14 protein-coding genes are annotated in these 16,406 nt (G+C 28.7%); all 14 read right to left on the bottom strand.

The window, feature by feature from the left end:
* Nucleotides 1–9 precede the first annotated feature (9 nt).
* The 14 genes from SBIUS_RS01005 to SBIUS_RS00940 all read right to left on the bottom strand — a co-directional run bounded on the left by SBIUS_RS01005 (nucleotide 10) and on the right by SBIUS_RS00940 (nucleotide 16,398).
* The gene (locus SBIUS_RS01005) at nucleotides 10–1,548 is read right to left on the bottom strand and encodes a YfcC family protein (RefSeq protein ID WP_162684644.1); all 1,539 of its coding nucleotides are present in this window, start codon (nucleotides 1,546–1,548) and stop codon (nucleotides 10–12) included.
* 257 nt (nucleotides 1,549–1,805) lie between these two features.
* Entirely contained in the window at nucleotides 1,806–2,900 is a 1,095-nt protein-coding gene (locus SBIUS_RS01000) for a formate/nitrite transporter family protein (protein WP_162684643.1), read from the bottom strand.
* A gap of 19 nt (nucleotides 2,901–2,919) precedes the next feature.
* Nucleotides 2,920–4,863, bottom strand: a complete 1,944-nt coding sequence (gene thrS, locus SBIUS_RS00995) for a threonine--tRNA ligase (RefSeq protein WP_162684642.1) — start codon at nucleotides 4,861–4,863, stop codon at nucleotides 2,920–2,922.
* 114 nt (nucleotides 4,864–4,977) lie between these two features.
* Complete coding sequence (pyk, locus tag SBIUS_RS00990; RefSeq protein ID WP_162684641.1) at nucleotides 4,978–6,414, bottom strand: pyruvate kinase; 1,437 nt, start codon at nucleotides 6,412–6,414, stop codon at nucleotides 4,978–4,980.
* Between the two features lie 102 nt (nucleotides 6,415–6,516).
* Nucleotides 6,517–7,971: a pyruvate kinase gene (gene pyk, locus SBIUS_RS00985; RefSeq protein ID WP_162684640.1), complete on the bottom strand. Its 1,455-nt coding sequence runs from the start codon at nucleotides 7,969–7,971 to the stop codon at nucleotides 6,517–6,519.
* A gap of 21 nt (nucleotides 7,972–7,992) precedes the next feature.
* Complete coding sequence (pfkA, locus tag SBIUS_RS00980) at nucleotides 7,993–8,961, bottom strand: 6-phosphofructokinase (protein WP_162684639.1); 969 nt, start codon at nucleotides 8,959–8,961, stop codon at nucleotides 7,993–7,995.
* A gap of 74 nt (nucleotides 8,962–9,035) precedes the next feature.
* Nucleotides 9,036–9,605, bottom strand: coding sequence for a hypoxanthine phosphoribosyltransferase (hpt, locus tag SBIUS_RS00975; protein ID WP_162684638.1), 570 nt, complete (start codon nucleotides 9,603–9,605; stop codon nucleotides 9,036–9,038).
* Between the two features lie 35 nt (nucleotides 9,606–9,640).
* Entirely contained in the window at nucleotides 9,641–10,063 is a 423-nt protein-coding gene (gene ruvX, locus SBIUS_RS00970; RefSeq protein WP_162684637.1) for a Holliday junction resolvase RuvX, read from the bottom strand.
* Entirely contained in the window at nucleotides 10,056–10,940 is an 885-nt protein-coding gene (locus SBIUS_RS00965; protein ID WP_162684636.1) for a phosphatase PAP2 family protein, read from the bottom strand. The genes ruvX and SBIUS_RS00965 overlap by 8 nt, the downstream gene beginning before the upstream one ends.
* A gap of 69 nt (nucleotides 10,941–11,009) precedes the next feature.
* Nucleotides 11,010–12,362, bottom strand: a complete 1,353-nt coding sequence (gene eno / locus SBIUS_RS00960; protein WP_162684635.1) for a phosphopyruvate hydratase — start codon at nucleotides 12,360–12,362, stop codon at nucleotides 11,010–11,012.
* 115 nt (nucleotides 12,363–12,477) lie between these two features.
* Nucleotides 12,478–14,304, bottom strand: coding sequence for a translational GTPase TypA (gene typA, locus SBIUS_RS00955; RefSeq protein WP_162685264.1), 1,827 nt, complete (start codon nucleotides 14,302–14,304; stop codon nucleotides 12,478–12,480).
* A 114-nt stretch (nucleotides 14,305–14,418) separates the two neighbouring features.
* Nucleotides 14,419–14,868, bottom strand: coding sequence for a hypothetical protein (locus SBIUS_RS00950; RefSeq protein ID WP_162684634.1), 450 nt, complete (start codon nucleotides 14,866–14,868; stop codon nucleotides 14,419–14,421).
* A gap of 16 nt (nucleotides 14,869–14,884) precedes the next feature.
* On the bottom strand, nucleotides 14,885–15,703 hold the full coding sequence (locus SBIUS_RS00945) for a hypothetical protein (RefSeq protein ID WP_162684633.1): 819 nt from the start codon (nucleotides 15,701–15,703) through the stop codon (nucleotides 14,885–14,887).
* Nucleotides 15,703–16,398 (bottom strand): hypothetical protein, encoded by a 696-nt coding sequence (locus SBIUS_RS00940; RefSeq protein ID WP_162684632.1) that lies wholly within the window; start codon nucleotides 16,396–16,398, stop codon nucleotides 15,703–15,705. The genes SBIUS_RS00945 and SBIUS_RS00940 overlap by 1 nt, the downstream gene beginning before the upstream one ends.
* Nucleotides 16,399–16,406 lie beyond the last annotated feature (8 nt).

Below are 16,406 nucleotides of genomic sequence, written 5' to 3'. Positions count from 1 at the left end.
TAAAATAGATTAAAAGATGTGTGCACCAGTATAATTTAAACCAGTACCAATTAAAAGTAATGAAATATTTATAAAGAATAAACATAAATGAAATTTTCATGTACCTTTAATTATTGTACCATAACTTGTTCTTCCAATTTGTGCTGCTCCAACAACAATTCCAGAAGCCGGAGAAATCATATTTGCTGTACCATTTGCATATGCAAATGCAGTAATACTACCAGAAACCATATTTGTTGCAGTAGAACCAACAGTTATTTGTTCTGCTAGAGGTCCTCAAACAGGAAATACAGCACTTGAGAATCCAGAAGTTGATGGTAATGCAAATGACATCGGAATAAATAATAAGAATGTCATTATAATAAATAAAAATGGATTCATATTATTTACATTTGATTTTTCAATACCGTCAAGCATTAATGATTGCATACCTGTTTCTTTTAGTAAAAAAGTTATTGCCCCTGCTATAGAGATAATAAATGCTACTCCCAACATATCTTTGGCACCAACCATTAAGTCTTCTATAAAAGACTCTTCGCTTTCTCAATTTAAAATTGTAACGATTAATGATCCTATCAAGAAAAATCCAGCAACCACAAACATATCACCATGACCCATACCAGGAACAAGACCTGTTAGGAAAGGGATATATTTGTTAACTCATAACCCTGCATTTTGCATTGCGTTTGTTCCAAATAAAGTATCTCAAGGAAAAAGATAAGCTATCATAATTAAAAACATTGATAAGAAGATAACACTAATTGCTATTCTTTTTTTTGTTAATGGCACTTCATTAATTTGTTCTTTTAGGAAAAATTTTTTATCTTCTTCCAAAGTTGAAAATGTATAAGAAAGTTGTGGATTTTTTTTAACACTTCTTGCATAAAACATTATTCACCCAGAAGTGAAACTTGTAACTAAAACTCATGCAACCAATCTAAATATTAATCCATCCATTGGTGGAGCATTATTTGCTGCATTTGCTGCAGTAAAAATTAAGAACGGATCAAATGTTGCTAACATTGGTCCGATTCCCCCACCAAGAAGAACAGTTATTAGAGCTGTAAATACATCAAAACCAGCAACCAACATCAAAGGAATAACAATCATATGAAACCCTAAAGCTTCTTCAGCCATTCCGTATGCTGATCCACAAAAACTTAAAAATACAACAATAATAGGTATGGCTCAAATTGTTTTATCTTTAAATTTTCAAGCTATTTTTTGAGTCAAAGCATCTAATGATTTTGACTTCATAACAATATAAATAAATGCCCCGATGGATAGTACAAATACAATTACTTCAACTTTATCTTCAAAACCTCTAAATATAGATACAAATAAATCAACGATACCAATTGCAGTTATAGCAACTCCGGGAGTCGGTTGACCCTCTTCTTTTTCTGGTGGTTTTGTATAAGTGACCCCAGCATAATGCATTATTCAAGATGCTATCATTATCATTGCCAATACAGCAAAAAGTATTGTAAATGATGTAGGAATTTTAAACTTAAACTTCCTTTTTACTTTTAAATTATTATTTTTCATTTTTCTATTCTCACATTCTAATTATTATTTTTTAATTTATATTTGTTTTTAATTATATTTTTTATTATTTGTATTATATTATTTCGTTTTAAAGATAAGTATTAATGTATTTGTTAATCAAAAAAATCAATAGGTTTTAAACTACTTACGTTTGCCCTTGCTGATTTGCTTGATAATTAATCTCATAAAATACTCCTGTACATTTATCTTTACTAATTATATATAAAAAAATAAAAAAACCATAGTAAATGGTTTTTTTATTTATCTTTTGATTGTTTTTCTTGAGCTTTTATATCAGCTTCTTTTTCTTTAATTTTATTCTTTAAATTAGCTGCTTGTGTTTCTGCTTTTTGTTTAAAACTGTAAACTTTGTTTTCAAGATATTCTAATTTTATTTTTTTAAATAAAACAGTAGCGTATTCTTTATTTATTAAATATAAAATACCTGGTAATAATAAAGCCCCACCAATTCAGTTACCAATTAATGTTGGTAAAGTACTTAAAACTATAAATAGTAAGAAATATTGGATTTCTGGGTGTAAATTTCCAGAAACTACAGTTGAATGATTAAATATTGATTCAAACAATAACATTCACATAAAGAATGAGTTTGCAGGTCCATGTTGGAATCCACCAATTGCAAAATAAGCAATCGGGAAGATCATAAGAAGTATTACTGCTGCTGTATTTTTTGTCGTACTTGCCAATGGTAGTGTTGCACAAACCATCATGTTACATAAAATACCAGAAGCAATACCAATTCCAATTGTTCCTAAAACACTTAAAATATTTGTTGTTCCACTTGCATTTAAATCGTGATTTACTAAATACATTTTATGCATAGCCATTGAAAAAACTTTGTCTAAAAAAGGTCCGTTATCTCAAAGTCCACCAGCTGCAGAAAATAATGCTACAAATATAAATGTACCTGCGAAGTTACCTAAAAGAACTCCAAAGATTCCCTTTAAGTAAAGTCTTCTACTTCCACAACCTTTAAACACAGGAATTGTACTAAATACGTGACTTGTAAATAATCCCCCACCCAAAAATGTAATCATAATGATACATCCCGGGAAAATGAATCCTAAAAGAATTGTTCCGAATTTTTCAAAATCAGTTCCACTTATAGATACCATAGCAATAATACATGCTACATATCCAAAACCAATAATAACACCACTCATAATTCCTAGTAAAATTTGTTTTACAAATGTGTAGTGAAGCTTATGAATAGCTGCTTTAAAACCACCTAAAACTCCATCAACCATGAATGAATGTTGAGCATCTAAAACGCCATAATCTTGTTCTTTAAGAAGTTTAATTTCATCTTCAATTTTGTTAGTTTTGTTCATAATTTTCTCCTAATTAAAATTAATTATATGATTTTTCTATAACTTTTTTATTAATCATTTCACAAAATTCTTTTATTGTTACAGTGATTTGTTCTTCACTACCATATTTTCTATAAGTAACTGTTTCATTTTCAGCTTCTTTTTCACCAAGAACTAATTGGTATGGAATTTTTCTTACTTGTGCATCACGAATCTTGTAACTTAATCTTTCATCTCTTAAGTCAATTTTTGACCTAATTAAGTTTGATTTAAGTTCATTTCTAATTTTTTCAGCATATTCTTTATTAGCTATATTTACAGGTATTATTTCAACTTGTTGAGGTGTACATCAAAGTGGTAAAACCCCTTTTGTTTGCTCTAAAAGAACTGAAATAAATCTTTCATATGTTCCCACAAGACCTCTGTGGATCATTATAGGTCTTTCTAAGTTTCCTTCTGCATTTATATAGTTAATATCAAATTTTTGAGGTAATAAGAAGTCTAATTGAATTGTTGAAACTGTAATTTCATGACCTAAAGCAGTTCTTGCTTGAATATCTAATTTAGGACCATAAAAGGCTGCTTCACCAATCATTTTTTCATAATTAATACCTAAGTCATCTAAAACTGACTCTAATTGTTTTTCTGCATTATTTCACATTTTGTCATCATTAAAGTATTTTTCTTTATCATGAGGATCTCTCAAAGATAATGAAAGATAATCAATTTTAATACCAAATGTATTTAAAACTTCTGTTATTAAGTTAAAACATCTTACAAATTCATCTTTAACCTGATCTGGTCTAACAAAGATATGTGAATCTGTTAACTCCATAGCCCTAACTCTTTCAAGCCCTGTTAAACTTCCGCTTGACTCATATCTATGTTGTAATGCATGTTCTGCAAATCTTAAAGGCAGATCTCTATAACTTCTTTGTTTATATTTATAAACTGAAATGTGGTGAGGACAACTCATTGGTTTTAGAACCATTTCTTCTTTTGGAAGAATCATAGGTGCAAACATATCATCACGATAATGATCTCAATGTCCTGATGTTTTATAAAGTTCACTTGTACCAATAACTGGTGTTTCAATTTGAATAAAATCATATTCAAATTCTTTTTGCATTAGATATTTTTTAATTTCTTGTTTCAAGACTGTACCATTTGGTAATCAAATCGGTAAACCTTGACCAATTAAAGGATCTAAATGATATATTTCTAAGTTTTTAGCAATATATTTATGATCACTTTCTTTAATTTCTTCAAGTTTTTTCTTTTTATCTTCTAAATCTTTTTCACTAACTCCTGTAAGTCCATGAATTTTATATACAAATTGACCTTCTTCCACTTGGAAAGCGGTGATTTCATTTAATTCAATTTTAAATAAATCTTTTGTACTATTTAAAGTTGCAAATCTTGAATAGAAAGCTATTCCATCAAGAGAAGCCATTGGGTATTTTATATATCTTTGTTTATTATTTTCTATCATTGTTTCAATATAACTTTTTTTAACTTTTAAAGAAACCATTAAATCAATGTATTCTTTTTCAGTTAGTCCTTCTTTTTCAAATCCGAAAGATAATTGTTTTTGAACTCATTCATTTGCTATTTTTTCAACTTTTTTAATATCTTCTAAAGTTAATTTTTCATCTAAATCAAAATAAACAAAAAACTCAGTTTTATCATAACCTTCACTTTCAGGATAAACACACCCTTCAGGGAAAACTTTTTTCAAAGCAAATGAAGTAAGAATTTTTGCAGTATAGTTAACAACAGAATTATAAAGACTATGTCTTTCTGTTATTAATTCCAACTTACAATCTCTATCAATTAAAGCTTTTGAAGGCAGTATTTCTTTACCATTGACTACGGCTCCAACACATTTTTTACCTAAAGAAATAGAAATTTCTTGGGCAATTTCAACTACAGTTTTTGGTCCATCAAAACTCATTGAATTTCCATCTAATAATGTTATTTTCATCTGTATTTCCACCTTTTTTATATAAATTATAAATATACCAATTAATATTATACATAAATTTATTAGTGTAAAACAAAAAAACTAAACATAAGTATGTTTAGTTTTTTTGTTTTTTTAAGCAACAGTGATTTCTTTGATATCTTCGTTTCTTACGAATAAAATTCTTTCACCTGATTTTGCTCCTCATGATTTAGCAACTTCTGAAATTGCTTTTTCATCTGTCATGAATGAATCTAAGTTATCAACTTTGTTCATGAAGATTGAGTGCATTGCTCCAAATCCAGTTCATAATTTTTCATTGTCACAAACTCCAAGAATTGTAACGTTTGGTCTGAATTTTGAAATTGTTCTTAATAATTCACCAGTTCTTGAAACAACAACTGCATATTCATAGTTTCCTGGTAAAGTTGTGTTTGCTAATTGGTTTGCTATTTCAGCTCTTTTACCTGAACTTGATTTTTTAGCTTTTTCTAATTGTTTTGTGTAGTAGTTTTTTTCATAGAATTCAACTTCTGCACGTTTGTTAATTGTTGACATTGTTTCAACAGTTATGAATGGGAAGTCCCCGTTTGCTGATTCACCACTTAACATAGTTGCATCAGCTCCTAATTCAGTTGCATAGTAAACGTCAGTTACTTCTGCTCTTGTTGGTTGTGGGTTGTCAGTCATTGATTCTAACATTTGTGTTGCAACAATAACTAATTTTCCTTGTTCTCTACATTTTCTAATTATTTGTTTTTCTCAGTATGGTACATCATAGTAAGGGATTTCTAATCCTAGATCTCCACGAGCTACCATGATTCCATCTGAAGCTGCAATAATTGAATCGATGTTGTCACATCCTACTTGTGATTCAATTTTTGAAATAATTTGAATGTGTTCTGCATTTTTTTCTTTTAAGATTGCTCTAATTTCATTTACATTATCAGCTGAGTTAACAAATGATGCTGCAATATAGTCGATATCATTTTCAATTCCAAAGTGAATATCGTTGTAATCTTTTTCTGCTAAGAATGGTAATGTAAATTCAATACCTGGTAAGTTAACTCTTTTGTTAGTTTTAACTAAGTGAGTATTGAAAGCTTTACACATAACTTTGAATTTTTCAACACTTGTTACGTGCATTGTTAGTTTTCCATCATCAACTAAAACAACATCTCCAGGTTTAACATCTTGAGACATGTCGTATGACATTTGCATTTCAGTTGCAGTACATTCTCTTGATGAGAAGTCTTCTGGGTTTGTATAAACAGTAACTTCTGTTCCTGCTTTTACTTCTTGTTTACCATCTTTCATTTTTCCGATTCTAATTTCTGGACCTTTAGTATCTAATAAAATTGAGATTGGTTTATTAATTTCTTTTCTTAATGTTTTTACTCATTCAAATCTTTCACCATGCTCTTGAAAGTCAGCATGTGAAAAGTTTAAACGAATTGTTGTCATTCCTTTATCAAATAATTCTTTGATAGCTTCTTTTGAATGAACACTTGGACCAATAGTTGTTATAACTTTGGTTCTTTTCATTTTTTCATTTGGGTTAAATTTGTTCATAGTATTCTCCTTGTTATTAACAAAAAAATTATAACATTTTATAATTAATTTTGTTTATTTCCTAGCTTTAAAATAAAATAACCACTATTATAGTGGTTATTTTTAAACAGTGAATGTTTTTATATCTTCATTTTTAACAATTAAGATCTCTTCACCTTTTTTAGCTCCTCATGATCTTGCTATTTCTGATAAAACTTCTTTATTATCAATTGTTTTATCAATATTATCAACTTTATTCATGAAGATTGAGTGCATTGCTCCAAATCCAGTTCATAATTCTTCTTTTTCACAAACACCAAGAATTGTAACGTTTGGTCTGAATTTTGAAATTGTTCTTAATAATTCACCAGTTCTTGATAAAACTATTGCAAATTCATATTTACCATTTCTTGTTATGTTTGCTAATTCATCAGCTATTTCAGCTCTTTTACCTGTACTTGAATTTCTAGCTACTTCTAAAGCTCTATCATAATATATTTTTCCATAGAAACCTAATTCAGCACGTTTATTAATTGTAGCCATAGTTTCTGTAGTTATAAATGGATAGATTCCAGCTGCTGATTCACCACTTAACATAGTTGCATCAGCTCCTAATTCAGTTGCATAGTAAACGTCAGTTACTTCTGCTCTTGTTGGTTGTGGGTTGTCAGTCATTGATTCTAACATTTGTGTTGCAACAACAACAACTTTACCAGCTTTTCTACATTTTCTTATCATTTGTTTTTCTCAGTATGGAACTTCATAGTAAGGGATTTCTAATCCTAGATCTCCACGAGCTACCATGATTCCATCTGAAGCTTCAATGATTGAATCAATATTGAAAATACCAATTTTTGATTCTATTTTTGAAATAATTTGAACATGTTCTGCATTACATTCTTTTAAAATTTGTCTAATTTCATTTACATTATCAGCTGAGTTAACAAATGATGCTGCAATATAGTCAACTTTCATTTTTGCTCCAAATTTGATATCTTCAATATCTTTTTGTGCTAAGAATGGCAATGAGAAATCTACACCAGGTAAATTAACTCTCTTGTTTGTTTTAACTGTATGTGTGTTAAATGCTTTACAGTTTACTAATCCTGGTTCAACATTTATAACATTTAATGTAAGTTTTCCATCATCCACTAAAACAGTGTCTCCAGGTTTTAAATCAATACTCATGTCATAAGAAACTGTCATTTCAGTTGCTTTACATTCACGATTTAAATATTCTTCTTGAGTAGTGTAAACTCTTACATCAGTACCTGCTTTAATTTCTTGAGCACCATCTAGAACTTTACCAATTCTAATTTCTGGTCCTTTTGTATCAAGCATAATTGAAATTGGTTTTTCTAACTCTTCTCTCAATTCTATTACTGATTTAATTTTTTCTGATTGTTCTTCTTGTTTTCCGTGTGAGAAGTTTAATCTTACAACATTCATTCCTGATTCAAATAATTTTCTAATATCATCTTTTGAATGAGTACTTGGTCCTATTGTTGTTACTATTTTAGTTCTTTTAATTTTTTTCGCTATCTTACTTGGTTCGTAAAATTCTATTTCTTTGTTCATAATTTTTTCTCCTTATTGTTACTAAACTGCTTTATTAATGTTTCTTAGTTTTTCATATTCATCAGTTTTATCTGTCTTTGGCATATTTAAAGTTGAATCAATATCTCTTGCAACTAATTGGTTGTTGCTCATTCCAATATACAATCCACCTTTACCTGCAATTAATTGTTCAACTGCAAACATACCAGCTTTAACTGCTAAATATCTATCCATACCTGTTGGTTTTCCACCTCTTTGTATGTGTCCAAGAATTGTGGCTCTTGTTTCATAACCAGATTCTTTTTCTATTTTTTTTGCTAACTCATTCACATCATAATTTTTTTCAGCTACAGCAACAATAACGCTTCGTTTGTTTTTGCTACGTAATTCTTTTACTTGATTAATAATTTGTTCTTCTGTTAAAAAACTTTCTTTTGTAGAAAATACTTCTGCACCACTTCCTGTTGCTCCGTATAATGTTAAATCACCACAACCATTCCCCATTATTTCAACTACCATACATCTATTGTGAGATTGTATTGTGTCTCTTATTTGATCTAGTGATTCTATTACAGTGTTTAGTGCTGTGTCAAAACCAATAGTATAGTCTGAAGAAACAATATCATTATCTATTGTTCCTGGAAGACCTATACAATTAATTCCCATTTTTGTAAGCTTTTCAGCTCCTTGGTAACTTCCATCTCCACCAATTACAACTAAAGCTTCTATTTCCATATTTTTTAAGTTATCTACAGCTTTTTGTCTAACTGATTCTTCTTTAAATTCTGGCAATCTTGCAGAACCAATTACTGTTCCACCTTTAGAAATAATATCTGATGCAAAATTTATATCTACTTTTTCAATTCAATTATTTATTAAACCTTTATAACCATCTCTTACGATGTAAGGTTCAATTCCTTTTGAAATAGCAGTTTTTATAACCGATGCAACAGCTGCGTTCATACCAGGAGCATCACCACCTGATGTTAAAACACCTATTTTTTTAATCATAAAACTTCCTCCATATGTATAGATTATATAACTTTTTTAAAAATCTAATTAATTAATAAAAAAATGATTTCAAATTATCATTTTCAATCATCTAATTTATCTACGTCACAAACAGCAACGTATGGAAGATTTCTTAGTCTTTCATCATAATCAAGTCCATAACCAATTACAAACTCATTTTTGATTGTAAATCCACTTCAATCTGCTTCCATGTTTACAGTTCTTCCTTGTGGTTTATCTAAAAGAGTAACTATTTTTACTTCTTTAGCACCTTTAAAAGAAAGGTAGTTTTTAACATAATCTAAAGTTATTCCAGAATCAATAATATCTTCTATTATTAATATATGTTTATCTTTAATTGATATGTTTAGATCCAAATTAATTTTTGGTTCTCCTGTGGTTTTTGTTCCACCCAGATATGATGAAACCACCATATATTCTGTTTGACACTCATGTTTAAAATACTTAATAAAATTAGCCATAAAAGGAACACACCCCTTTAAAAGACCCACCAATATAACTGTGTTGTCTTTAACTTCTTGACTTTCGTAGTACTTATCAATTTCAGCTGCAAGTTCTGCAGTTCTGGTGTCTATATCTTCTTTAGAAAATAGAATTTCTTTTACTAAAGGATGTTTTTCCATTGATACCTCCACTTATATACAAAATAATTATATACTTACTTAATTGAGTTAAGATAGGTTTCTAAAATTAATTTAGCAGCAACTTGATCTTTGTTTTCTTTTTGTTTTTTTCTACTTAAATCAGCTGATATCATAACTTGTTTCGCCATTCTTGTAGTCAATCTTTCATCAACTCTTTCAATAGATTCTTGTGAAACTACATTTTGATCTATCATAACTTTTATGAAATCTTCTACCATTTCAACTCTGTGGCCAGTTGATCCATCCATATTTCTTGGATAACCTATTATTATTTTTTCAAATCCTTCTTTTTTAAGGAAGGCATTTAGTTTGTTTACTCCATCTTCAAAATTATTTTCTTGAAATCTTATTGTTTCTTTAGGATTTGAAAAATAACCTTCACTTGTAGCTATCCCTATTGTTTTACTTCCTAAATCTAAACCTATATATTTAGCCATTATTAATTCTCCTATTTATCTTATTTACTATAATTGGTGCTAAAAAATAATAACCAGCTATTATCACCACCGAAAAAGAAACATCTGTTAAAAAATGCTTTTGCATGAGTATTCTAGAAATTGCTGTTGCTATTATTAAAAAACCAATAGTTACTAATAGTATACTTTTTAATATTCTTTCTTTTTTAGTTTTTTTAAAATCTAAAAAATAGCAAAATACAATCAGTTGTCCAGCAGACATTGTGTGACCAGAAGGAAAACTCGTGCTAGTTTTAGTTCTATTAAAATTTATTTGAAAAATATACTGAAATGAAGCATTATTTTCTATTACATCTTCTGGTCTATTTCTACCAAAAATATATTTAAATAGAATGACGTTTAATCAACTAAGAACAAGGAAAATAACAACTATATTTGATTTATAAACTAATTGATTTATCTCAACTTCATCATTTTTTAAAATAACTTTTAAGACGTAAATATTTAATATAGACAAACTAATAAAGATAGTGAAAAATGTAATCAATTTTATAGAAAGCGAATAATCAACTATTTTATCCTTTTTAATTAAAAATAAATAGACAATTAAAAATCCTGTAAATAAAAAAATAATAATAGTTTGAATTAGTATTTTAATATTAATTTTAAACTTTAGAAAAGAAGTAAATTTTAGAGAATATATAGAAAAGATTAAGAATAAGGGAGAAAATATTAAGACTTGAGCAAATGTATCGAAAAATAGTGTAAAAAATCCATTTTTAAATTTACCACTAACAGTTACTGCAATATCATAATCAAAAAGAGAGGCTAAAACAAAATAAGCCAAAATAATTGAAGCCAAAAAAATAAAAATGTAAGTTTTTCTATTTCTAAACATTTAATCACCTTTCTTGATTATAAATAAAAAACGAACCACTAATTGGTTCGATTAAAAATTATATTTTTATTATTTTGTTAAGTTGTAGAATGATTTTAGACCATCGTAAATTGCAGCTTCACCTAATTCAGCTTCAATTTCTAATAATCTGTTGTATTTTGCAATTCTATCAGATCTTGACATTGATCCAGTTTTAATTTGTCCTGTGTTTAATGCAACTGCTAAGTCAGCAATTGTTGCGTCTTCAGTTTCACCTGAACGGTGTGAAGTAACAGCTGTTCAACCAGCTTTTTGAGCCATTTGAATAGTTTCGATTGTTTCTGTTAATGTTCCGATTTGGTTTAATTTAATTAATACTGAGTTTGCAGCTTTTTTCTCAATTCCTTCTGCAGTAATTTTTGGATTTGTAACAAATAAGTCATCTCCAACGATTTGGATTTTGTGTCCCATTGTTTTAACTTGTTTTTGGAATCCATCTCAGTCTGATTCAGCTAATCCATCTTCAATTGAAATAATTGGGTATGTATCAACTAATTTATCTAAGAATGCAACCATTTCATCTGTTGTTAATGATCAATCTTTTCCTGTTAATTTTTCAATTTTTTTGAAGTGGTATTTTCCATCGATGTATAATTCTGAGTTAGCACAATCCATTGCGATCATGATTCCGTCTTTACCAGTTTTGTAACCAGCTTTTTCGATAGCTTCTACCAATAAATCTAAAGCAACTTCTACTGGAGTTTTTGCTTTAAATGCTTCAATAGTTTCTTCTGGGTATGCTCATGCAAAGTTTGGAGCAAATCCACCTTCATCACCAACAGCTGTAATATCTTTTTTATCATGTAATAAAGATTTTAAAGCTTGGAAAGTTTCTGAAGCTCATCTTAATGATTCGCTAAATGTTGGTGCTCCAACAGGCATAATCATAAATTCTTGGAAGTCGATTGCAGAATCTGCATGTTCTCCACCGTTAATTACGTTTAACATTGGAACAGGTAATCTTCTTGCGTTTGTTCCTCCGATGTATCTGTATAATGGAATTTCTAATTCACTTGCAGCAGCTTTAGCAACAGCTAAAGAAACACCTAAAATAGCGTTAGCTCCTAAGTTTTTTTTGAAATCATCACCATCTAATTTACACATAGCTGTATCGATAGCAACTTGATCAGTTACTTCCATACCAATTACTAAATCAGCGATTTTATCATTTACGTTTGAAACGGCTTTTAAAACACCTTTTCCATTGAAACGGCTTTTGTCTCCATCTCTTAATTCTAATGCTTCTCTTGATCCAGTTGAAGCTCCTGAAGGAACTTTTGCAGTTCCAAATCCACCAAATTCAGTTGTAACATCAACTTGAACTGTTGGGAATCCACGTGAGTCTAATACTTCACGCGCAACAATGTTAGTTATTTTTGACATATTAAAATTCTCCTTACCCTTCTATAATAAACCTATTTTTACTATATTAGAATCATTTTTTAATAGATATTGGTGGAACTTTTTTTAAAAAAAAATTCCCTTACGGAAATTTTTTTTAATGTGGATCGTTTCTGTGTTGTTTTCTTTCATTTTCTGAAAGTCATTTTTTTCTTAATCTAATGTCTTCTGGTGTTACTTCAACAAGTTCGTCTCACTCAATAAACTCTAAAGCTTCTTCTAAAGTGAATTTTCTTGGTGGAGTTAACTTAACTGAATCATCATTACCTGAAGATCTTGTGTTAGTTAATTTTTTACCAGTTGTTGGGTTAACATTTAAGTCATTGTCTCTTGAGTGTAATCCAACAATCATACCATCATAAACTTCAGTTTGAGGACCAACAAATAAGATTCCTCTTTCTTCTAAGTTATTTAAAGCATAAGGAAGTGTTACACCATTTGCCATAGAAACAAGTGTTCCGTTTTGTCTTCCTTCAATTTTACCTTTGTATTCTTCGTAACCAATACTTGATTTAACCATAACCCCTTCACCACGTGTATCGTTAGTGAATTCTGATTTGAATCCGATTAAACCTCTAGTTGGAATGTGGTAAGTAACTTTATCTCTTACACCATCTGAATCCATGTCTGCCATCATACCTTTTCTTAGGTTTAATTTATTAATAACTGTTCCTGAAAATTCTGTTGGAACGTCAATGATAACTTTTTCCATAGGTTCAAATTTGTTACCTTTTTCATCAACTCTAACAACAACTTCAGGTCTTGAGATTCCTAATTCAAATCCTTCTCTTCTCATTGTTTCAATTAGAACAGATAAGTGAAGTTCACCTCTACCTAAAACTTTGAAACCATCTGCAGATGAATCTGAAAGAGGTTCTACTCTAAGTCCTACGTTTACTTCTAATTCTTTATCTAGTCTTTCTTTGATGTTTCTTGTTGTAACATATTTTCCAACTCTACCAGCAAATGGTGAAGTGTTTACTAAGAAGTTCATACTCATAGTTGGTTCTTCAATAACAATTGGTGGCAATGCATCAATTTTATCTGGTTCACAAACAGTATCTCCAATTGTTAAGTCACTTATTCCTGAAATAACAACAATTTCTCCAGCTTGAGCTTCTTTTACAGCTACTCTTTTTAAACCTTCATAAATGAATAATCCAGATATTTTTCCTTTAGCAACCGATCCATCGTTTTTAGATATAGCAACTTGTTGACCTTCTTTTAAAACACCTTTGAAAAGTCTTCCGATTCCTAATCTTCCAATAAATGAATCATAAGCTAAAGAAGAAATTTGTAATTGAACTGGTTCTTGTGCTAATTCAATTGGGTAGTTTCCAACTTGTTTGATGATTGTTTCAAACAATGGAACTAAGTTATCACTTTTTTCTTCCATTGAGTATTGAACAATACCATCACGAGCTGTACCAAATAATGATGGGAATTCTATTTGTTCATCATTTGCATCAAGTTCCATAAATAATTCTAAAACTTCATCCACCACTTCTAGTGCTCTTTGGTCTTTTTTATCTATTTTATTAACTAAAAGAATTGGTCTTAAACCTAATTCTAAAGCCTTTGAAAGAACGAATCTTGTTTGTGGCATTGGTCCTTCAGCTGAGTCAACTAATAAGATAACTGTATCAACAGTTTTCATAATACGTTCAACTTCACTTGAAAAGTCAGCATGGCCTGGTGTATCAACAATGTTGATTTTGTATCCATTATATTCAATTGCACAGTTTTTTGAATAGATTGTAATTCCACGTTCTCTTTCTTGATCATTGCTGTCCATAACTTGTTCTTTAACTTCTTCATTTGCTCTAAAAACGTTTGACTGACTTAAAAAAGCATCAACTAAAGTTGATTTACCTGCGTCAACGTGAGCAATAACAGCTATATTTATTATTTTTTTATCCATGATTTTCTCCTACTTAATAATTTAATAACTTATTGATAATACCAAATATTTAATTGTTATACCAACAAATAAGTTAATTAGTTTAAATTGTTCTTTTAATTATCCTTTATAGACATTTTAAAAAATATCTATATTTTTTGCTCTTTTTATATCATCTAATATTTGAAAAATTAGTTCAAAAGCAGTTTTAATTTCTTCTGTCCCTACTGAATTATGTAAATTAATACTTTGATCTTTCAAGAACTCAAAGTTATCATTTATTTCTTTATCTAAAACTATTTCAAAAACATTAAAAACATAATATATAAACATTATGCTTGATATACTTCATAATTTTTTTTCTAAATCAACTATTAAGTTATCATTTCATTTACTAATACTCTTTTTTTGACTTTCAAATATTAGTTTCAAGTTTGTTTTTGTCAGTTCTTTATAAAGTGAAAAATCATTATTAATGATGACAATTCCCTCTTGTTTTTTTCTCAGCTTTATATAGTTTTCAAAAAGCGTAGAGAAAAAAGTTGAGTGCTCTTTACAACAAAATGGATATTTAATATGTTGTTCCATGACACTCAACTCCTTTTTAGTTTTTTAAAGTTTTGTAAAAAATCTCTTTGCTTTGATCAGAAATCATTTTTGTCTCTGACATTCTAAGTTCTTCTTCATCTATTAATGGCTTGAACTCATCTATTGTTGTATCATTAATTCTTTCTTCTTCTAAAATTATGTATTCTCTTAATAAAAGCGAAAAATACATCTTAGTTGAATGATATATTGAAAAATTATAAAGAATAACTTCTTCATCTGAACCAAACTCAAAAGAATTGTCATCATCATCTTCTAATATGTCTAATAAATCACTCATCAAATCATTTACTTTATAACTTTCTCTTAACTTAAGTCTATATTCATCAATTTCAGAAATTCTGTTGATAGTTGTTTTTATATCTTTAACTATTTGAGCATACTTTGGAGAAATTCTTAATGTATCTAATTCTTCTAAAAACGCTTTGTGATTTAAATCAAAAAACTCATTGAAAGCGTATTCGTATGTTTTTAAGTTACTTATAGTTTCTCTTTTAGATTCAATAAATAATTCTTTTGTAGATTCATATAAAAACTCATACTCATAAAAACAATCACAAATAGACATCATTCTTAATAGGCAACTAAGACTGTCTCTATCAACTTGAGGCTTTTGTTTAACTTCTATTTCATCAAATTTAAACTCGATGTACTCTCTAAATTTTTCTACATCTTTATTTTCAAATCATTGGTTTTGAATAGACTTTAAAAATTTACTATCCTCTCCAAAAATAGAGTATAAAATAAACATTTCCTTACTTATTAAATCATTTTGTATAAAACTGTACTCTTCATATTCTTTTATGTTGATACCCATTAATTTTCACCCACAATATCATTTAAAAATTCTAAATAACTAATATTTATAGCCAAAATAGCTCATAAATTTATTACCATATCATCTGCTAAATGATCAGATTTTTGAAGTAACTCTTTAAAGTATTCAAAATCTCCATCAGGTTTATTTAATATTTTCTCTTCTAATAATTTAATTTCATTTCACAATTCTTTATTCATGCAATTTTTGAAAAAATCATTTTCTTTTATTCTATTTTTTTCTAAAGTTTTTAAAATATATCCCGAAACTTCTTGTTCATCTTCAAATCTAGCTTCGTTTGAAATTCCAATTACCATTTTGATAAACTTGGCATCTTTCACTTTTTCAGCAACCCTTAATCAATAATCACTTGTAAGTGCATCAAGAGTTACAAGCAATTGTCTAAATAGGTTTATTAAAATTAAATAATCATTTACCCCTTCATTTAATTGCATAATGACAGAAACTGAGTCTGCATTTGATACTATAGATGTTGCTTGCATATAAAAGTTACTGTACTTGCTTTTTAAAAATTTAAAGAATTCTTCTCTATCTGAAAAATAAACTTCAGAAAAAGCAACTAACTTTTCACTAAACTCCTTAACAGAAGTTAATAATTTGTCTGAATCCTCAGAAAAATTTGTTATTAAATTTTGTGACGCTTCGAATAAATTATTTCAAACTTGTTTTTGCATAAATAATT

The sequence above is a fragment of the Spiroplasma sp. BIUS-1 genome (genome assembly GCF_010365805.1).
Lineage (GTDB): Bacteria > Bacillota_I > Bacilli_A > Mycoplasmatales > Mycoplasmataceae > Spiroplasma_A.
The sequence above is the reverse complement of the archived record's forward strand: the minus strand, read 5'-3'. Positions and strand labels throughout refer to the sequence as shown.